The sequence below is a fragment of the Microbacterium pollutisoli genome (assembly GCF_053586795.1).
In genome coordinates, this window is the sequence record NZ_JBNYWT010000001.1 from 92,607 (window position 1) to 111,495 (window position 18,889).

An 18,889-nucleotide genomic window follows, 5' to 3' on the forward strand; every position below is an offset into this window, starting at 1 on the left:
AGCCTAGTCCTCGCTCCGCGTGCGCCGGCGCGCGATCGTGACGCCCACCAGGGCACCGCCGACGGCGATCACCGCGGCGATCACGACGGTCACGATGATGCCCACCGGCAACCCGTCGGACTCCGCTTCCTGCTCGGGCGCCGCGCACGGTTCGGACGGTCCGCCCTCGCCCACGGTGAACGCGTACTCGCCCGAGATCGGGTGCCCGTCGCTGGAGACCACCCGCCACTGCACGGTCACCACGCCGTCGGCGCCGGGAGTGACCGGCTGGGTGAGCTTCGTGCCGTCGAGTACCGGGTCGCCGGCGGTCAGTGAGGCGCACGACGAGTCGACCACGGCCACGGCGGTCGCGCCGGCGTCGTCGAGCAGCACGCCGCTGAAGGTGAGCACCAGCTCCTCGGGCAGCGTGGCGACGGTGGCGTCGGGGGCCGGCTCGGTGCCGATCAGCTCGTCGTGGGCGACGGCGGGGGCGGCGACGGATGCCAGGACGAGGCCCAGCAGGACAGCGATCAGCGCGCGCATCGGACGACGGGCGGCGGGAGTGGCAGTGGTGGTCACGTCATCGAGGGTACCCACGCCTGGTGACGGCGGGGCCGGAGTCCTACCATGGCGGCAAGACGGGCATCCGGCCCGTGAGCACGACAGAGGAGACACGAATGGATGCCATGGTGATGAAGGCGATGACCGAGTCGATGTCGTCGGGCGATCAGTCGGCGATGGCGCCCATGCCGGAGATGGACATGGCGCTCATGCAGGAGTGCATGGATGCGTGCGCCGCGTGCGAGCAGGCCTGCGTGGTGTGCTCGACGCAGATGATGGACTGTGCGCCCGCGTGCATGAACTGCGCCGACATGTGCAACACGATGATGCGCACGATGATGCGCATGCAGGGCATGACCGCCGCGACCATGACAGCGATGCTCGACGCGTGCATCGCGGCCTGTCAGAACTGCATGGACATGTGCATGCCGCACGCCGAGATGAGCCCGGTGTGCAAGATGTGCGCCGACGCGTGCCGCGCGTGCATGGACGCCTGCAGCAAGATGCGCGACTCGATCATGGCGGCCGCGTAGCCCACGCGGCGTCAGCCGAGCCGCAGCGCGTTGAACAATCGGCCGGCGACCGACAGCGCGTGGTAGCGGGCGTGCAGCGCGACGGGCTCGCCGACCTGCACGGCCTGCGCGGCGCCCGCGCCGTTCCACAGTTCGATGCGCTCCCCGTCGAGGGTGTGCAGCACGAGCGTGCCGTCCGATTCGCGGGCGGAGACGGTGGCATCCACCCACTCGGCCGGCGTCGCCGAGGCGAGCCGCGCCTGGATGAGGTGCACCGCGTGACCGGGCGCGAACGACGAGCAGGCGCCGCCGCGCGCGCACATGCAGATCGCGTCCTGACGCGCCGGTGCGGGCGTGAGGCGGTTCTGCGGGGTGGTCACGACGGGGTCCTTCCGGTCGGTCGGGGGGTGAGGATGCCGAAAGGCTACGCGGCGGTGGGGCCCGACGTCGTCTGCGGCGACACACGACGCAATACGGCGCACACCGATTCGGTGGAATCCGACCCTTTGCCGGAGCGCATGATCCGTTAGGGTGTGAGGGGAGGAGGCCACGGTGGAGGAGAACAGTCGACCCGGCGACATTCGACGCGAAGGCGATGCCGCTGCGCAGCAGCGTTCGTCCGATACGACACAGACGTTCGGGCATGACTCCGACCTGTCGTTCATCCCGTTCGGGAGCGAGCTGAGCGAGGTCGAGCGTGAGGCGATCGCCGCGCTCCCGTCGCGGTCCGCATTGCTGCTGGTGCGCTCGGGCCCCACGGCCGGCGCCCGCTACCTGCTCGACACCGACGTGACCACCGTCGGGCGGCACCCCGAGGCCGACATCTTCTTCGACGACGTGACCGTGTCGCGTCGGCACGCCGAGATCACCCGCACCGGCACCGTGTTCGAGATGGTCGACCAGCGGTCGCTCAACGGCACGTACGTCAACGGCGAGCGGGTCGACCGCGCCACCCTCACCGACGGCGCCGAAGTGCGCATCGGCAAGTTCCGTCTGAACTTCTTCGCCGCACCCACCGACCGCGACGCGGTGACCGGAGCGTGACGCCCGCCGCCTCCGCCCGTGGCCGCGCAGCGGCCTCGGGTCATCTCAGCATCGGCCAGGTTCTGGCCCGGCTCACCCCCGAATTCCCGAATCTCACCAGCAGCAAGCTGCGGTTCCTCGAAGTGCAGGGCATCGTCACGCCCATGCGCACCGAGTCGGGCTACCGCAAGTTCTCGCCCGCCGACGTCAACCGACTGCGGGTCGCGCTGACGCTGCAGCGCGACCACTACCTGCCGCTGGCCCGCATCCGCGAGTACCTCGACGAGAACGGCGCCGCCGCGGTCCCGGCCGTCCCGACCTCGCTCGTGCCCGCCGCGCGCCGCTACAAGCGCGACGAGCTGCTGAAGACCGCCGGCGCGTCGGCCGCGCTGCTCAACGACGCCGTCAGCGCCGGGCTCATCGTCGCGGCCGACACGTACGACGAGACCACGCTCACGATGCTGCGCGCCCTCGTGGCGCTCGAAGCCCACGGCATCCAGCCGCGGCACGTGCGCGGGCTGCGCCAGGCGGCCGAACGTGAGGTCACCCTTGTGGAGAGCGCACTGGCACCGCTGCTGCGGCGCACCGACGCCGCCTCCCGGGGCCGCGCCGGCGAGCTGGCCCCCGAACTGGTGCGGCGCCTCGACGAGGTGCGGGCCTGCTTCGTGCAGGGCGCGCTCGAGCGGCTGCTGCCCTGACCCACCACGACACGCTGACGCGACACGGCCGGATGTCGTTGCCCGGACCGTCCGGACCATCTAGCGTGGGAGAACACCCCGAACACGGCAGGAGGCGAACATGACTGCGCACGACGCGCCCAGCGGACCGCAGCCCGGTCCGCATTTCGCCACCGAACTGCTGTTCACCGACGGACTGCCGCAGATGGACGACGAGGTCGGCTACCGCGGCGCCGTGGCCGCCCGCGCGGCCGGCATCACCTACCGTCAGCTCGACTACTGGGCCCGCACCGAGCTGGTCGTCCCGACCGTGCGCGGGGCCAGCGGCTCCGGCTCGCAGCGCCTCTACGGGTTCCGCGACATCCTCGTGCTCAAGCTCGTCAAGCGCCTGCTCGACACCGGCATCTCCCTGCAGCAGATCCGCACCGCGGTCGACCAGCTGCGCGCCGCCGGCATCCGCGACCTCGCCGGCACCACCCTGATGAGCGACGGCGCCTCGGTGTACCTGTGCACCTCGAACGACGAGGTCATCGACCTCGTCAGCCGCGGCCAGGGCGTGTTCGGCATCGCCGTGGGCAAGGTGCTGCACGAAGTCGAGTCGACGCTGCTCGACTTCGACCCGCAGATCCCCGATCCCGTCGACGAGCTCGCGGCCCGCCGCGCTGCACGCACCGCCTGACCGACCGTTCCGGCCGCCGCGCGCGCACCCGTGGCACCGTGACGCGGCGTCTCAGGCGCGGGCTTCGCCGGCGGTGACGATCCGACCGGTGCGCAGCACGCGGTCCAGCAGCGAGTCGAAATCGGCCGCGAGTTCCTGCGCCGAGTCTCCCGGCCAGATGTGCAGCGGCTTGGCCGCGCCCTGCGCCTGCTGCAACGACGTGCGCTCGGGCAGCTGCGGCGACAGCACCAGCGGACCGAACATGTCGCGCAGCTCCTTGATGCGGAACTGGTGCTCGATCGACTGCGGGCGCACGCGGTTGACCACGATGCCCAGCGGCTGCAGACGGGGGGAGAGGCCGCGACGGATCTCCTCGATCGCGCGCAGCGCGCGGTCGGCCGCGGCGACCGAGAACAGGCCCGGCTCGGTGACCACGACGACGCGGTCGGAGGCGGCCCACGCGGTGCGGGTGAGGGCGTTCAGCGAGGGGGCGCAGTCGATGAGCACGAGGTCGTACTCGCTCTCGATGGTGGCCAGCGCCTCCTCGAGCTTCCAGACGTCGCGCACGCTCGGGTGCGGGCCGTCGAAGTTGATCGCCGACGGGCTGCCGATCATCACGTCGATGGTGCCCGGGTGGACCTTGGCCCAGCCGCTGGCGGTGATGGCCTGACGGACCACCTTCTCCTTCGGGTTGGCGAGCACATCGGCGACGTTCAGCCGCCCGGCGACCTGGATGTCCATCCCCGTCGACACGTCGGACTGCGGGTCGAGATCGACGACGAGAGTCCGCACGCCACGGGCGAACGCCGCGGAGGCGAGCCCGAGGGTGACGGTCGTCTTGCCGACGCCACCCTTCAGCGAGCTGACGGAGAGTACGTGCACGAGGCTCTACGTTACCGTCCCCTAGGCTGTGAGGGTACACAGCACGCCCATGGCGACCCGATGTAGTGGCGCCCCGGCACCTCGAGGGGTGAGATGTTCCGCAAGATCCTGGTGGCCAATCGCGGTGAGATCGCGATCCGTGCATTCCGCGCCGCGTTCGAGCTCGGCGCCCGCACCGTCGCTGTCTACCCGTACGAAGACCGCTACTCGCTGCACCGGCTGAAGGCGGACGAGGCCTACCAGATCGGTGAGCAGGGCCACCCGGTGCGCGCCTACCTCGACGTCGACGAGATCATCCGCGTCGCCCGCGAGTGCGGCGCCGACGCCATCTACCCCGGCTACGGGTTCCTGTCCGAGAACCCCGAACTGGCCGCCAAGGCCGCCGAGAACGGCATCGCGTTCATCGGCCCGCCCGCCCACGCCCTGGAGATGGCCGGCAACAAGGTCACCGCCAAGGAGCACGCGATCGCCGCCGGCGTGCCCGTCCTGCGCTCCACCCCGGCCTCCGACGACGTCGACCTGCTCGTCTCGCAGTCCGCCGACATCGGCTTCCCCATCTTCGTCAAGGCCGTCGCCGGCGGCGGCGGCCGTGGCATGCGGCGCGTCGACACCCCCGAGCAGCTGCCGCCCGCCCTCGCCGAGGCCATGCGCGAGGCCGGCAGCGCGTTCGGCGACCCACGCGTCTTCCTCGAGCAAGCCGTGCAGCGTCCGCGTCACGTCGAGGTGCAAGTGCTCGCCGACAAGACCGGCCACACGGTGCACCTGTTCGAGCGTGACTGCTCGGTGCAGCGCCGGCACCAGAAGGTCGTCGAGATCGCCCCGGCGCCCAACCTCGACCCGGACGTGCGCACCGCCCTGCACCAGCACGCGATCGCCTTCGCCCAGTCGATCGGCTACGAGAACGCCGGCACCGTCGAGTTCCTGCTCGAGACGGCCGGCCCCCGCGCCGGCGAGGTCGTCTTCATCGAGATGAACCCGCGCATCCAGGTCGAGCACACCGTGACCGAGGAGGTCACCGACGTCGACCTCGTCCAGGCACAGATGCGGATCGCCGCCGGTCAGACCCTCGAGGAGCTGGGCCTGCGACAGGAGGACATCCACCTCCGCGGCGCCGCCCTGCAGTGCCGCATCACCACCGAGGACCCGGCACAGGGTTTCCGCCCCGACACCGGCAAGATCACCACCTACCGCTCGCCCGGCGGTGCCGGCATCCGCCTCGACGGCGGGACGACCGCCGCCGGTTCGCAGGTCAGCCCGCACTTCGACTCCATGCTGAGCAAGCTCACCTGCCGCGGCCGCGACTTCGCCTCCGCCGTGCAGCGCTCGCGCCGCGCCCTCGCCGAGTTCCGCATCCGCGGCGTGTCCACCAACATCCCGTTCCTGCAGCGCGTGCTCGACGACCCGGCGTTCATCGCCGGCGACCTCAGCACCGCGTTCATCGACGAGCGGCCCGAGCTGGTGACCGGCCGCGAGTCGAAGGACCGCGGCACCAAGATCGTCTCCTGGCTGGCCGATGTCACCGTCAACCGGCCCCATGGCGAGAACCCGCTGTCGGTGGCCCCGGCATCCAAGCTGCCCGCCGTCGACCTGACCGCCGAGCCCGTCCCGGGATCGCGCCAACGCCTGCTCGAGCTGGGCCCGGCCGGATTCGCGAAGGCCCTGCGGGAGCAGCGCGGCCTGGCCGTCACCGAGACGACGTTCCGCGACGCCCACCAGTCGCTGCTGGCCACGCGCGTGCGCACGAAGGACCTCGTCACCGCCGCGCCCTACGTCGCCCGGCTCACCCCGCAGCTGCTGTCGGTCGAGGCGTGGGGCGGGGCCACCTACGACGTGGCTCTGCGGTTCCTCGGCGAAGACCCCTGGGAGCGCCTGGACGCGTTGCGCGAGTCGCTGCCGAACGTCGCAATCCAGATGCTGCTGCGCGGCCGCAACACGGTCGGCTACACCCCGTACCCCACGCAGGTCACCGACGCGTTCGTGGCCGAAGCCGCCACCTCGGGCATCGACATCTTCCGCATCTTCGACGCGCTCAACGACGTCGGGCAGATGCGGCCGGCGATCGACGCCGTGCTGAACACCGGCACCGCGGTCGCCGAGGTCGCGCTCTGCTACACCGGCGACCTGCTCTCGCCGCGCGAAGACCTCTACACGCTCGACTACTACCTGCGCCTGGCCGAGCAGATCGTGGATGCCGGGGCCCACATCCTCGCCATCAAGGACATGGCGGGCCTGCTGCGTCCGGCCGCAGCCACCGCGCTGGTGACCGCGCTGCGCGAGCGCTTCGACCTGCCCGTGCACGTGCACACGCACGACACCGCCGGCGGTCAGCTGGCCACGCTGCTGGCCGCGAGCGCCGCAGGTGCCGACGCCGTCGACGCCGCCTCGGCGCCCATGTCGGGCACCACGAGCCAGCCCTCGCTGTCCGCGCTGGTGGCCGCGCTGTCGCACACCGACCGCGACACCGGCCTCGACCTGGCGGCCGTGTCCGGCCTCGAGCCGTACTGGGAGGCTGTGCGCCACCTGTACCGGCCGTTCGAGTCGGGCCTGCCCGGCCCCACCGGGCGCGTCTACCACCACGAGATCCCCGGCGGTCAGCTGTCGAACCTGCGGCAGCAGGCGATCGCGCTGGGCCTGGCCGAGGACTTCGAGCTCATCGAGGACATGTACGCCGCCGCCGACGCCATCCTCGGCCGGGTGCCGAAGGTCACGCCGTCGTCGAAGGTGGTCGGCGACCTCGCGCTGCACCTTGCGGCCGTCAAGGCCGACCCGGCCGACTTCGAGGCCAACCCGCACAAGTACGACGTGCCCGACTCGGTCGTCAACTTCATGGCGGGGGAGCTGGGCGACCTGCCCGGCGGCTGGCCCGAGCCGTTCCGCACGAAGGTGCTCGCCGGCCGCGAGGTCAAGCTCAGCCAGGTCGAGCTGACGGCCGACGAGTCCGCCGCGCTGGACGCCGATTCGAGCACCCGCCGGAACATGCTCAACCGGCTGCTGTTCCCGGCGCCCACCCGCGCGTTCCGCGAGGTGCGCGAGACCTACGGCGACCTCAGCATGCTCGACACCGCCGACTACCTGTACGGCATGATGCCCGGCGCCGAGCACGTCGTCGAGCTCGAGCGCGGCGTGCAGCTGTTCTTCGGTCTCGAGGCCATCGGTGAGGTCGACGACAAGGGCATGCGCACCGTCATGACCACCCTCAACGGTCAGCTGCGGCCGGTGTTCGTGCGTGACCGCTCGGTCGAAGTGACCACCCGGCAGGCCGAGAAGGCCGACACGTCCAAGCCCGGTCAGGTGGCCGCCCCGTTCTCGGGCGTGGTGACCCTCAAGGTCGATGTGGGCGACACCGTCAAGGCCGGTCAGCCGGTCGCCTCGATCGAGGCGATGAAGATGGAGGCGGCCATCACCGCCCCTGTCGACGGCACCGTCGAGCGCCTCGCGATCGCCGAGACGGCGCCGGTCGAGGCCGGAGATCTTTTGCTGGTTGTCAAGCCCGCCGACTAACCTGGAACGTCGGGCCCACCGCCCGTGAGACGTGGAGAGATCATCCGTGACGCCTGACCGACAAGACAACGCGCCCGAAGAGGCCGAGAACGGTGTGCTGGCCAGCACCGGCAACATCGACACCGCCGCCTTCGGCATCACCGACGGCCAGACCGCCCAGGTGAACGTGGCGCTGCCGCCGCTGAGCGCCGACGACGACGATTTCGTCGACGACGGCGTCACGCTCGCCGCCGCCGACGCGGCCCGCACCGCGGCCGCCATCGAAGACGCGACCGTCGAGGACGAGCCCGTCGTCGCCACGGCGGAAGTCGATGAGGACGAGGCGGCCGAGGCGGCCCTCGCCGAGTCCGCGCGGTCCACAGCCGGGGTGGTGGATGCCGACGTGGTCGGCACCGGGGCACAGCCCACGACCCGGCGCGAGGCGTTCCACCACGAAGACGACGAGCGGCACGCCGTCGAGCGGGTGCGGCACCCGCGCACCCCGGAGGTCGCGCTCCAGTCGCGTCGCCTGGGCGAGTTCGAAGCGGACCGCGAGACCAGCGACCTGCTCACCGCCGACCGGCTGCTGGAGCCCTCGCACCGCGTGCGGCCCGAGCCCGAAGGCGCGTGGCAGCACTTCGTGTACACGGTCACCGGGCGCCGCGTGAACCTGGGCGACGGCAAGCGCGCCCGCGCGCGCAAGGAGCTCGACCGGCGCATCGCCGCACCGCTGAGCGGCGGGGCACGGTTCGTCCCGGTGCTGTCCCGCAAGGGCGGTGTCGGCAAGACGACCATCACGACGCTGCTGGGCATGGCCCTGGCCGACGCCCGCGAAGACCGCGTCATCGCCGTCGACGCCAACCCCGACCGCGGCACGCTCGCCGAGCGCATCGGCGGCGCGAGCGGCAAGACCGTCCGTGACCTCGTGCGCATGCGCGGCGATGTGGCCGGCTTCAATGACCTGTCCACCGTCGTGGCCCGGGACGAGACACGCCTGGACGTCGTCGCATCCGACGCCGACCCGCGCGTGTCGGAGGCGTTCAACGACCGCGACTACCACGACGTGGCCGCCGTCGCCGCGCACTACTACTCGATCGTGCTCACCGACACCGGCACCGGCATCGTCCACTCGGTGATGGAGGCCACCCTCGAGCTGTCCGACCAGATGGTCATCGTCGCCGGGCTCAGCGTCGACGAAGCACGCCTGGCCGCCGAGACGCTGACGTGGCTGGAGACCAACGGCTACGCCGAGCAGGTGCGCGGCGCCGTCGTCGTGCTCAACACCTCGCGGCCCGGCAGCGCCCTCGTGCGCGCCGACGAGCTCGAGGCGCACTTCCGCAGCCGCGTGCGCGCCGTCGTGCGGATGCCGTACGACCCGCACATCGCGGCCGGCAGTTCGATCGCCTTCAAGGACCTGCAGCCGGCGACCCGCCTCGCGGCCCGGGAGCTGGCCGCGGTGGTCGTCGAGGGACTGCGCGCCCAGGTCGCCGCCTGATGGCCGTCCGGCAGATCCGGCTGTTCGGCGACCCGGTGCTGCGCGCCGTGTGCGCGCCGATCGACGTGATCGACGACGGCGTGCGCGCCCTGGTGCAGGATCTCCTGGACACGGTGACCCCGCCCGGGCGGGCGGGCGTGGCCGCGCCGCAGATCGGTGTCGGGCAGCGCGCGTTCAGCTACAACATCGACGGCGACATCGGCTACGTGCTGAACCCGGTGCTCGAGGTCTCGGGCGACCCCGAGCCGGTCGGGGAGGGGTGCCTGTCGGTGCCGGGGCTCTGGCATGACGCCCTCCGGCACCCGCACGCCAAGGTCACCGGCATCGACCTCGACGGCAACGAGATCGTGCTTGAGGGCGACGGGCTGCTGGCCCAGGCCCTGCAGCACGAGTGCGACCACCTCGACGGAAAGCTGTACCTGTCGCGGCTGAGCGCCGAAGACCGCAAGGTCGCGATGCGCGAGGTGCGCGAGAGCGACTGGTTCTGACCTTCGCAACGAAGAAGCCTCGACCCGCTGAGCGGGCCGAGGCTTCTGCACACCTGCCGGGTCAGCCGCCCAGCGGCACGTTGGTCGTGTTCACGCCGACGTTGTAGATCTCGTCGATCTCGTCCGCGAAGTCCTCGAGGATCACGTTGCGCTTGATCGACAGCTTCGGGGTGAGGTGGCCGCTGGCCTCCGTCCACTCCGAGTCGAGGATCGTGAACTTGCGGATCGACTCGGCGCGCGACACGTTCTTGTTCGCACGGTCGATCGCGCGCTGCACCTCGGCGCGCACCGCCTCGTTCTTCGCCGCGTCGGCCAGCGACATGTCGGCCGGCAGGCCGTTGTTGGCCAGCCAGGTCGGCAGCATCTCGGAGTCGAGCGTGATCAGCGCCGCGATGAACGGCTTCTGGTCGCCGACGACGACGACCTGACCCACGACCGGGTTGGCGCGGATCGGGTCCTCGAGCGCGGCCGGGGCCACGTTCTTGCCGCCGGCGGTGACGATGATCTCCTTCTTGCGGCCGGTGATCGTGAGGAAGCCTTCGCTGTCGAACGAGCCGAGGTCACCGGTGCGGAACCAGTCGCCGTCGAACGCCTCGGCGGTCGCCTCCGGGTTCTGCCAGTACTCCTTGAACACGTTGATGCCGCGCACCTCGACCTCGCCGTCCTCGGCCAGGCGGATGCCGACACCCGGCAGCGCGGGCCCGACGGTGCCGATCTTCGACTTGGTGGCCAGGTTCACCGTCGCCGGCGCCGTCGTCTCGGTCAGGCCGTAGCCCTCGAGGATCGTGACACCCAGGCTGTGGAAGAAGTGCCCCAGGCGCGGGCCCAGCGGCGCCGAGCCCGACACGGCGTAGGACACCCGGCCGCCCATGGCCTCGCGCAGCTTCGCGAAGACCAGCTTGTCGAACAGCGCGAACTTGATCTTCAGGCCCAGCGGCACCTTCTTGCCCTCTTCGCGCAGCTGCGAGTGCTCGACGGCGGCGGCCGCGGCGGCGCGGAAGATCTTGCCCTTGCCGCCGGCCTCGGCCTTCTGCTCGGCCGAGTTGTAGACCTTCTCGAACACACGCGGCACGGCCAGCAGGTAGGTGGGCTTGAACGAGCCCAGCGCCGGCAGCAGGTTCTTCGTGTCCGGCTGGTGGCCGGTCTTGACGCCCGCGTGGATGTTCAGAATCGAGATGAACCGTGCGAACACGTGCGCGGTGGTGATGAACAGCAGGGTCGAGGCGCCGCCGGGCGCCTGCACGACCTCGTCGAGCGCCTTGGCCGAGTTGCGCGACAGCTCGACGAAGTTGCTGTGGGTGAGCACGCAGCCCTTGGGTCGGCCGGTCGAGCCGGACGTGTAGATGAGGGTGGCGATGTCCGAGCCCACCGCGATCTGACGCCGGCGGACGATCTCCTCGTCGGCCACCTCGGCACCCTTCTCCCGCAGCGCGTCGAGGTCGCCGGACGCCATCGTCCACACCTCGCGCACCAGCGGCGTCCCGTCGCGGATCTCGGTGATGCGCGCGGCGTGCTCGGCCGACTCGGCCACCACGGCGATCGCACCCGAGTCCGAGAGGATCCAGCTGATCTGGGCGGGGGAGCTGGTCTCGTAGATCGGCACCATGACCGCGCCGGCGTAGAACAGCGCGAAGTCGACCAGCGTCCACTCATATGTGGTGCGGGCGATGAAGCCGACCTTCTCGCCGGGCTGGATGCCGGCGGCGGCGAAGCCCTTGGCCAGCGCGATGACCTCGCGCTCGAACTGGGCAGCGGTGATGTCGCGCCATCCGTCACCGTCGGGCACCGCGAACAGCGCGAGCGACGGCGTGCTCTTGACGCGCTCGACGAGCAGGTCGGCGACGCCGGCCTGCGGGTCGGCGGGCACGATCGCGGGGACTTCGAATTGAACGGCGCTCATGTGGCGGCAACTCCTTTGGTACCGGTGGTGGCCAGGTGGCTTTCGGGTTGCCACGAGTCTAACCGCCCGGATGCCCGGTTCCGGTTGCGGTCCAGCCTCAGGGGAGGCATTCACGCCGTGACGCCCGATGTCGCGCGCCGATGACGTGCGCGCCTGCGGGCTCGTGTGCGGCGCACTAGACTTCAGGGTTGTCGCGCCTCCGGCTGCGGCGGAGAGGAGCGCCGTGCGCAACGTCGGCATCGACATCGGCGGAACCAAGATCGCCGGTGGCGTCGTGGCAGAGGACGGCACCATCATCGAGCGGCTCCGGGTGAAGACCCCGACCGACCCGGCGGCGCTCGCGGATGCGGTCGCGGAGATGGTCCGCGCCCTCGCCGAGCGGCACGAGATCCACGCCGTCGGGGTCGCCGCGGCCGGCTTCATCGACCAGACGCGTTCGGTGATCATCCACGCGCCGAACATCGACTGGCGCGACGAGCCGCTGCGCGCCGAGCTGGAGCAGCGCATCGGCCGCCCGGTCACCCTCGAGAACGACGCCAACGCCGCGGGCTGGGGAGAGTACCGGTTCGGGGCCGGGCAGGGCAGCGCCAACATGACGATGCTCACGCTCGGGACCGGCGTCGGGGGAGCGGTCATCATCGGCGGCGAGCTGCTCATCGGCGGCCACGGCATCGGCGCTGAACTGGGCCACATCCGCTTCATCCGCGACGGCCGCCCGTGCGGCTGCGGCCAGCGGGGCTGCCTCGAGCAGTACGCGTCCGGGCGGGCTCTGCAGCGCGAGGCGAGCGAGATCGCCGACGCCGGCGGCATCGGCGCGGCCCTGGCCGCTGCGCGCAACGCCGACGGCATCATCCCCGGTGCCGAGATGGAGCGCCTGGTCGCGGCGGGGGATGCCGGTGCCCTCGAGGCCATCAGCCGGGTCGCGACCGCGCTCGGTGAGGCGTGCGGCGAGTTCCAGGCGGTCCTCGACCCCGACCTGTTCGTCATCGGCGGGGGTGTCGCGAGTCTGGGCGACCGGCTTCTGGACCCCGTGAAGGCCGCGTACGCGACCGCGCTCCCGGGCCACGGCGAGCGACCCGTGGCATCCTTCGCCATCGCCACCCTCGGCAACGACGCGGGCCTCATCGGCGTCGCCGACCTGGCGCGCATCCGAGGCTGACGATGTTCTACTGGTTCATGAAGTACGTGGTCATCGGGCCGATCGTCAAGGCGATCTTCCGGCCATGGATCGTGGGCCGCACCAACATCCCGGCATCCGGAGCCGCGATCCTCGCGAGCAACCACCTGTCGGTGAGCGACTCGATCTTCCTGCCGCTGATGATCGACCGGCCGATGTCGTTCCTGGCCAAGAGCGACTACTTCACCGGCAAGGGCCTGTCCGGCTGGGCCACGCGCATGTTCATGAAGGCGACCGGGCAGATCCCGATCGACCGCACCGGCGGCAAGGCGTCGGAGGATTCGCTCAACACCGGTCTGCAGGTGCTCGGCGGCGGCAACCTGCTGGGCATCTACCCCGAGGGCACCCGCAGCCCCGACGGCAAGCTCTACCGTGGCCGCACAGGCCTGGCGCGCATGGCGCTGGAGGCACGGGTGCCGGTCATCCCCGTCGTGATGGTGGACACCGGCACGGTCATGCCGATCGGTCGCGCCGTGCCCCGCATCGGCCGGGTCGGGATGATCATCGGCGAACCGCTCGACTTCACGCGCTTCCAGGGCATGGAGTCCGACCGATACGTGCTGCGGTCGGTCACCGACGAGATCATGGTCGCCCTGCAGCGCCTCGGCGGGCAGGAGTACGACGACGTGTACGCCTCGACCGTGAAGGACCGCCGGCCCCCGGCCTGAGCCCCGTCACACGGCGCTGGGGTGGTGCCGGGCCTGGCTAGACTTGGGTGATGCCCTCCTTGCACGATGACCTCGATCACTGGCGCGCGCTCGAGATCAAGCAGCAGCCCACGTGGCCCGATCCCGACGCCGTCGCGGCGGTGTCCGCCGACATCGCGACCCTCCCGCCGCTCGTCTTCGCCGGTGAGGTCGACAACCTCCGCGACCGGCTCGCACGGGCCGCGAGCGGCAAGGCGTTCCTGCTGCAGGGCGGCGACTGCGCCGAGACCTTCGCCGGTGCCACCGCCGAGCAGATCCGCAACCGCATCAAGACGGTGCTGCAGATGGCGGTCGTGCTCACCTACGGCGCCTCGATGCCCGTCGTGAAGATGGGCCGCATGGCGGGCCAGTTCGCCAAGCCGCGCTCGAGCGACACCGAGACCCGTGGCGACGTCACGCTGCCGGCCTACCGCGGCGACATCGTCAACGGCTACGACTTCACCGAGGGGTCGCGTCAGGCCGACCCGCAGCGGCTGCTGAAGGGCTACCACACCGCCGCGTCGACCATCAACCTCATCCGCGCGTTCACGCAGGGCGGGTTCGCCGACCTCCGCGAGGTGCACTCCTGGAACAAGGGCTTCGCCAAGAACCCCGCCAACCAGCAGTACGAGCGCCTGGCGACCGAGATCGACCGGGCCATCAAGTTCATGGAGGCCGCCGGCGCCGACTTCGACGAGCTCAAGCGCGTCGAGTTCTACACCGGCCACGAGGGCCTGCTCATGGACTACGAGCGCCCCATGACACGCATCGACTCGCGCACGAACACCCCGTACAACACGTCGGCCCACTTCCTGTGGATCGGGGAGCGCACCCGCGACCTCGACGGCGCGCACGTCGACTACTTCTCACGCATCCGCAACCCCATCGGCGTGAAGCTGGGTCCGACCACGACCCCCGAGACCGCCCTCGCGCTCATCGACAAGCTCGACCCCGAGCGCGAGCCGGGCCGCCTGACGTTCATCACCCGCATGGGCGCCGGCAAGATCCGCGACGCGCTGCCGCCGCTGCTGCAGGCCGTCAAGGACTCGGGTGCGACGCCGCTGTGGGTCACCGACCCCATGCACGGCAACGGCATCACGACGCCCACCGGGTACAAGACCCGCCGCTTCGACGACGTCGTCGACGAGGTGCGCGGCTTCTTCGAGGCGCACCGCGCCGTCGGCACGTTCCCAGGCGGCATCCACGTGGAGCTCACCGGCGACGACGTCACCGAGTGCCTGGGCGGTTCGGAGCAGATCGACGAGGACACCCTCGCGACCCGCTACGAGTCGCTGTGCGACCCGCGCCTGAACCACATGCAGTCGCTGGAGCTGGCGTTCCTGGTGGCGGAGGAGCTCGAGAAGCTCTGAGCCCACTCGGCGCGTGGATGCCCGGGCTCAGCCGGTCGCGCGGACCGTGACGACCGATCCGGGCAGGCGCCATTCACCGGCGGGTGGATCGGTCGAGCTCACGGTGAAGATCCCCCAGACCAGCTCAGGCAACGCTGTGCCGGGCTCGAATCCCGCGTCGCGGAGGACCTGCATCGCCTCGGCCACGTTGCGTCCCACGACGTCGGGCACCTCGATCGGCGCCGGGCCCTTCGACACGGTCAGCGGCACCGTATCGCCGGGGCGGAAGCTGCCGCCCCCTTCGCGGGCGCCGACGCTGATCACCCGTCCCGCTTCGACGGTGTCGCTGTACTCCTCGCTCGCCGCCGCCTGCAGGTCGACCTCGGCGAGCATCGACGTCGCGCGCTCGAGGGTCTCGCCGACCACGTCGGGCACGGGGCCCAGCGACACGTAGAGGACGGCGGTGGAGCCCTCCAGCGCCGTGCACCCCTGTGCGCAGTCGATCTCCTCGGCGGCATCGCCCAGGCCCGTCGTGACGGTCGCGTCGACGACGGTCCCGGCCGTGGCGTCCGTGAACCGCTGCGGGGTGTCGGTGACCTCGATGAAGACATCGCCCAGGGCCGTCGTGGCCGCCTCCGCGCTCATGCCGGCCAGTGCCGGCACCTGCTGTGCGGCGGGACCGGCGGACACCACCACGGTGATCTCGGTGCCCTTGTCGACGCGCGTGCCCTCACCCGGGTCGGTGCCGATCACCGTGCCCGGCGGCACCTCGCGGCTGTGCTCGCTGCCTTCCACGGCCTGCAGCTCCACCGCGGCCAGGGCCTGCTCGGCATCGGCGAACGTGCCGCCGGCGACGGCCGGCACGGCGATGAGAGACCCCGGCCCGGAGCCGAACCACCAGCCGACGCCGGCGGCCAGGCCCGCCAGGAGCACGACCAGCACGAGCAGCCCGGCCCCTTTGCGCGCATTGCGCCGGGTGCGCCGGCGCAGCAGGGTCGCGTTGTCGACGTCCTCGGTCACCGTCGGTGCGGTGAAGGTGCCGGGCATGACCTTGGTCAGCTCACCCGAGTCCAGTCCGTCGTCGACCGGCGCGGCACCGCCGGTGGGCGTGGGGCGCACCACCTGCGGGTAGACGCCGAGCTCCTTCTCGATCTCGCGCAGCCGGTCGAGCATCTCGCGCGCATCGGCGGGACGCTCGTCGGGCTCGCGCTCGGTGGCCCACATGACGAGCTCGTCCAGCGGCTCGGGCACGCCGGGGTTCTTGGCACTGGGCCGCGGCACCGAGTCGGTCGCGTGCTGGTAGGCGATCTGCATCGGCTGCTCGCCCTTGTACGGCTGCTCGCCGACGAGCATCTCGTACAGCATGATGCCCAGCGCATAGATGTCGCTGCGGGCGTCCGCCGTGCCGCGGGTCACCAGCTCGGGGGCGAGGTAGGCGATCGTGCCCAGCAGCATCTGGCCGCTCGCAGTGTTCGCGGTCGTCGCCCGCGCGAGGCCGAAGTCGCCGATCTTGATGCGGCCGTCCTCGGCCAGCAGCACGTTCTCCGGCTTCACGTCACGGTGCACGATCCCGGCGCGGTGCGCGGCCGCCAGCCCGGAGAGGATGGCATCCATGATGGTGATCGTCTGCGGGATCGACAGGCGGCGCTGCTCGCGCAGCAGCTCCCGCAGCGTGATCCCGGGCAGGTACTCCATGACCAGGTAGGCCATCTCGCCGTCCTGGCCCTGGTCGAACACGTTGACCACGTGCGGGTCGGCCAGCCGTGCCGCCGCCCGCGCCTCCTGGATGAACCGGCTCTGGAAGACGCTGTCGTCCGACAGGTGGCTGTGCATGACCTTGAGCGCGACGCGGCGCTCCAGCCGCAGGTCGGTGGCGACGTAGACGGTGGCCATCCCGCCGCGGGCGATGCGAGCGCGCACCCGGTACCGGCTGTCGACCAGACGGCCGATCAGCGGGTCGGTCTGCTGGCTCGTGCTCACGCGAAGAGTCTACGGAGCCGACGCCGCCACCCCGGGCAGCGGCTCACCCCTGGCGGCCACCCCGGCCGGCTCCCTGGGGAGTGTCGCCACGCCCGGTTCCTCAGCCCAGCGCGGCCAGCCAGCCGTACGCCTTCGACTCCCACTGTCCATAACGATCCGGGAACGCCGAGATCTGCACGGCCTGTGCGGCGTCGGTGAACGCCATCGACTCCCAGCCGGGGATGTCCAGCAGCCCGCGCGTGTTGTGCCCGTTGGGGTCGCCGGAGCCGCCGTAGAACACCGCCGTCGACCGGTAGGGGTCGAGGATCTGCGCCGCCGTGCCCCAGCCCTGACTCGGCCGCTGCTGGAACAGGCCCAGCGAGTCGCGGTCGCCGTAGTCGAGATTTCGGATGCCGGATTCGACCATCGCGGTGGCCAGCGCGATCGCGATGCCGCGATCCGACACCCCGAGGTCGCGCCCGACGCCGATGATGAGCTTCGCGTTCGCGATCTGCTCGGCGTCCAGTCCGGTCGCCGAGGGGATGACCAGCTTCTGGCCCGGGTAGATGATCGACGCCTCGGTCAGGCCGTTGGCCTTCAACAGTGCCGCCATCGACGTGCCGTTGCCCTGGGCGATGCCCCAGAGGGTCTCACCCGCCGCGACCGTGTGCGTCGCACCGGGGGCCGGGGCGGGCTTCGGGGCCGGTGCGGCCGGGCGCGTCGCGGCGGCGGGGGCGGCGGCGAGCTTCAGCGTCAGCTTCTGACCGGGGTAGATGATCGACGAGGTCTTCAGCCCGTTCATCGTCAGCAGGCTCGACAGCGACAGGCCGTGCCTCTGGGCGATCGACCACAGGGTGTCGCCGCGGACGACGGTGTGGGTGCGCGTCGCCGCCGAGCCGGATGCCGCGGGCTTCGACGCCGACGGCTTCGATGCGGCGGGCTTGGCCGGCGAAGGCGCCCCGGCGCTGAGCTTCAGCTTCTGGCCGGGGTGGATGACCGACCGGCCGGTGAGGCCGTTGAGCTTCAGGAGGGGGGACAGCCCGACGCCGTGTCGCTGCGCGATAGCCCAGAGGGTGTCGCCGCGGGTGACCGTGTAGGTCTTCGCGGTGGTCGCCGGTGCGGTGTCGGCGGCCGGCGCCGCCACGGCGACCGCGCCCGACAGCTTCAGCTTCTGCCCGGGGTAGATGGTCGACGACCAGCTCAGCCCGTTCCAGGCGAGCACGTCCTTCGTGCGCAGCCCGTGCCGGGCGGCGATCGCGCTGACGGTGTCGCCGGGCTTCACGGTGTGGGTGGTCGCGGAGGCCGGCACCCCGACGACGGTCGTCGACGCTGCGGATGCCGCCGGGGCGGTGCCGGTGACCGTCACGGCGCCGGGGGCGCGCAGCGGGGAGGGGTGGCGCTGGGGCTCACGGTCGCGCTCATCGGCGGCGACCGGGGCGGCGAATGCGGAGACGCTCGACAGGGACAGCGCGATCGAACCGACGATCGCGGCCGGCAGGCCGAGGCGTGCGCGCGTGGGTGATGAGCCGCGGTGGCTGGGTCGTCGCAAGAGCTTCCCCCTCTTTTCGGACTCCGCCACCGTGTCACGGAAGTGAATTGCTGTCAACCAGTGATATAGGAGTGACCCCGTGTGAAAGAAGTGAACATTCGGTGTCGTCGTCACGCGGTGCCCGCGGGATGGAGCGGGTGGGCGTGGGGATGGAATAGTGGACGTGTGACCGGTGAATCTGTCCCGACCGAATGGCTCACTCTTCCCGAGGTCGTCGCCCTGACCGGCGAACCGCTCGGCCGCGTGCGGCGACTGCTCGACGAACGGCACCTCGTGGCGTCGCGTCGCGACGGCGCGCCGCGGGTGCCCTCGGTGTTCTTTGTGGACGGGCACCCGCTGGGGTCCCTCCGCGGCACCGTCATCGTGCTGCAGGACGCCGGCTTCAGCGACGACGAACTCATCGACTGGCTGCTCGCGCCCGAGGACTCGATCGGCGTCGCGCCCATCGAGGCGCTCCGCGCGGGCCGCAAGAGCGAGGTCCGGCGCGTCGCGCAGACGCTCGCGTAGTCCGCGG

The 18,889-nt window shown here is 71.2% G+C and carries 17 protein-coding genes; 11 read left to right on the top strand and 6 right to left on the bottom strand.

Translation table 11 applies throughout. The annotated features are described in order from the left end of the window. Positions 1-3: 3 nt before the first annotated feature. Positions 4-558 carry a copper resistance CopC family protein gene (locus ACQ143_RS00455; RefSeq protein WP_449568758.1) on the bottom strand — a complete coding sequence of 185 codons (555 nt, stop codon included), beginning with the start codon at positions 556-558 and terminating at the stop codon, positions 4-6. 23 nt (positions 559-581) lie between these two features. Here ACQ143_RS00455 and ACQ143_RS00460 point away from each other — a divergent pair, with 23 nt between their 5' ends. Continuing rightward, entirely contained in the window at positions 582-1,073 is a 492-nt protein-coding gene (locus ACQ143_RS00460) for a four-helix bundle copper-binding protein (RefSeq protein WP_449568759.1), read from the top strand. An 11-nt stretch (positions 1,074-1,084) separates the two neighbouring features. On the opposite strand, the gene ACQ143_RS00465 is transcribed toward ACQ143_RS00460, so the two are convergent. Then, positions 1,085-1,432 carry a hypothetical protein gene (locus ACQ143_RS00465; protein ID WP_449568760.1) on the bottom strand — a complete coding sequence of 116 codons (348 nt, stop codon included), beginning with the start codon at positions 1,430-1,432 and terminating at the stop codon, positions 1,085-1,087. A 172-nt stretch (positions 1,433-1,604) separates the two neighbouring features. Here ACQ143_RS00465 and ACQ143_RS00470 point away from each other — a divergent pair, with 172 nt between their 5' ends. From ACQ143_RS00470 to ACQ143_RS00480, 3 genes are all read left to right on the top strand, one after another. After that, complete coding sequence (locus ACQ143_RS00470) at positions 1,605-2,096, top strand: FHA domain-containing protein (RefSeq protein WP_449568761.1); 492 nt, start codon at positions 1,605-1,607, stop codon at positions 2,094-2,096. Next, complete coding sequence (gene ftsR, locus ACQ143_RS00475) at positions 2,093-2,773, top strand: transcriptional regulator FtsR (RefSeq protein ID WP_449568762.1); 681 nt, start codon at positions 2,093-2,095, stop codon at positions 2,771-2,773. The genes ACQ143_RS00470 and ftsR overlap by 4 nt, the downstream gene beginning before the upstream one ends. Positions 2,774-2,873: 100 nt before the next feature. Further along, positions 2,874-3,431: a MerR family transcriptional regulator gene (locus ACQ143_RS00480; protein ID WP_449568763.1), complete on the top strand. Its 558-nt coding sequence runs from the start codon at positions 2,874-2,876 to the stop codon at positions 3,429-3,431. A gap of 51 nt (positions 3,432-3,482) precedes the next feature. Here ACQ143_RS00480 and ACQ143_RS00485 read toward each other — a convergent pair whose 3' ends face one another. Continuing rightward, the gene (locus ACQ143_RS00485) at positions 3,483-4,292 is read right to left on the bottom strand and encodes a ParA family protein (protein WP_449568764.1); all 810 of its coding nucleotides are present in this window, start codon (positions 4,290-4,292) and stop codon (positions 3,483-3,485) included. A 93-nt stretch (positions 4,293-4,385) separates the two neighbouring features. Between ACQ143_RS00485 and ACQ143_RS00490 the strand changes: the two genes are divergently transcribed. Genes ACQ143_RS00490 through ACQ143_RS00500 form a run of 3 tightly spaced genes read left to right on the top strand, consistent with a single transcriptional unit; the run spans position 4,386 to position 9,755 of the window. Continuing rightward, positions 4,386-7,793: a pyruvate carboxylase gene (locus ACQ143_RS00490; RefSeq protein WP_449568765.1), complete on the top strand. Its 3,408-nt coding sequence runs from the start codon at positions 4,386-4,388 to the stop codon at positions 7,791-7,793. A gap of 46 nt (positions 7,794-7,839) precedes the next feature. Further along, positions 7,840-9,267: a MinD/ParA family ATP-binding protein gene (locus ACQ143_RS00495; protein WP_449568766.1), complete on the top strand. Its 1,428-nt coding sequence runs from the start codon at positions 7,840-7,842 to the stop codon at positions 9,265-9,267. Continuing rightward, the gene (locus ACQ143_RS00500) at positions 9,267-9,755 is read left to right on the top strand and encodes a peptide deformylase (RefSeq protein ID WP_449568767.1); all 489 of its coding nucleotides are present in this window, start codon (positions 9,267-9,269) and stop codon (positions 9,753-9,755) included. Before ACQ143_RS00495 ends, ACQ143_RS00500 begins: the two co-directional genes overlap by 1 nt. 61 nt (positions 9,756-9,816) lie before the next feature. On the opposite strand, the gene ACQ143_RS00505 is transcribed toward ACQ143_RS00500, so the two are convergent. After that, positions 9,817-11,655, bottom strand: a complete 1,839-nt coding sequence (locus ACQ143_RS00505) for an AMP-dependent synthetase/ligase (RefSeq protein ID WP_449568768.1) — start codon at positions 11,653-11,655, stop codon at positions 9,817-9,819. A gap of 223 nt (positions 11,656-11,878) precedes the next feature. On the opposite strand from ACQ143_RS00505, the gene ACQ143_RS00510 reads away from it, so the two are divergent. Genes ACQ143_RS00510 through ACQ143_RS00520 form a run of 3 tightly spaced genes read left to right on the top strand, consistent with a single transcriptional unit; the run spans position 11,879 to position 14,888 of the window. Further along, positions 11,879-12,814 carry an ROK family glucokinase gene (locus ACQ143_RS00510; RefSeq protein ID WP_449568769.1) on the top strand — a complete coding sequence of 312 codons (936 nt, stop codon included), beginning with the start codon at positions 11,879-11,881 and terminating at the stop codon, positions 12,812-12,814. Positions 12,815-12,816: 2 nt separating this feature from the next. Then, positions 12,817-13,500: a lysophospholipid acyltransferase family protein gene (locus ACQ143_RS00515; RefSeq protein WP_449568770.1), complete on the top strand. Its 684-nt coding sequence runs from the start codon at positions 12,817-12,819 to the stop codon at positions 13,498-13,500. Between the two features lie 50 nt (positions 13,501-13,550). Next, entirely contained in the window at positions 13,551-14,888 is a 1,338-nt protein-coding gene (locus ACQ143_RS00520; RefSeq protein WP_449568771.1) for a class II 3-deoxy-7-phosphoheptulonate synthase, read from the top strand. Positions 14,889-14,915: 27 nt separating this feature from the next. On the opposite strand, the gene pknB is transcribed toward ACQ143_RS00520, so the two are convergent. Together pknB and ACQ143_RS00530 are read right to left on the bottom strand one after the other, a co-directional pair. After that, a complete protein-coding gene (gene pknB, locus ACQ143_RS00525; RefSeq protein WP_449568772.1) occupies positions 14,916-16,847 on the bottom strand; it encodes a Stk1 family PASTA domain-containing Ser/Thr kinase in 1,932 nt (643 codons plus the stop codon). 100 nt (positions 16,848-16,947) lie between these two features. Continuing rightward, positions 16,948-18,030, bottom strand: coding sequence for a LysM peptidoglycan-binding domain-containing protein (locus ACQ143_RS00530; RefSeq protein ID WP_449569554.1), 1,083 nt, complete (start codon positions 18,028-18,030; stop codon positions 16,948-16,950). Positions 18,031-18,540: 510 nt separating this feature from the next. Here ACQ143_RS00530 and ACQ143_RS00535 point away from each other — a divergent pair. Continuing rightward, a complete protein-coding gene (locus ACQ143_RS00535) occupies positions 18,541-18,882 on the top strand; it encodes an Rv2175c family DNA-binding protein (RefSeq protein WP_449568773.1) in 342 nt (113 codons plus the stop codon). Positions 18,883-18,889: the final 7 nt, after the last annotated feature.

Coding starts and splice junctions, on each gene's coding strand:
- ACQ143_RS00520 (WP_449568771.1), top strand. CDS start 13,551: ATGCCCTCCTTGCACGATGACCTCGATCACTGGCGCGCGCTCGAGATC.
- ACQ143_RS00480 (WP_449568763.1), top strand. CDS start 2,874: ATGACTGCGCACGACGCGCCCAGCGGACCGCAGCCCGGTCCGCATTTC.
- ACQ143_RS00500 (WP_449568767.1), top strand. CDS start 9,267: ATGGCCGTCCGGCAGATCCGGCTGTTCGGCGACCCGGTGCTGCGCGCC.
- ACQ143_RS00505 (WP_449568768.1), bottom strand. CDS start 11,655: ATGAGCGCCGTTCAATTCGAAGTCCCCGCGATCGTGCCCGCCGACCCG.
- ACQ143_RS00515 (WP_449568770.1), top strand. CDS start 12,817: ATGTTCTACTGGTTCATGAAGTACGTGGTCATCGGGCCGATCGTCAAG.
- ACQ143_RS00490 (WP_449568765.1), top strand. CDS start 4,386: ATGTTCCGCAAGATCCTGGTGGCCAATCGCGGTGAGATCGCGATCCGT.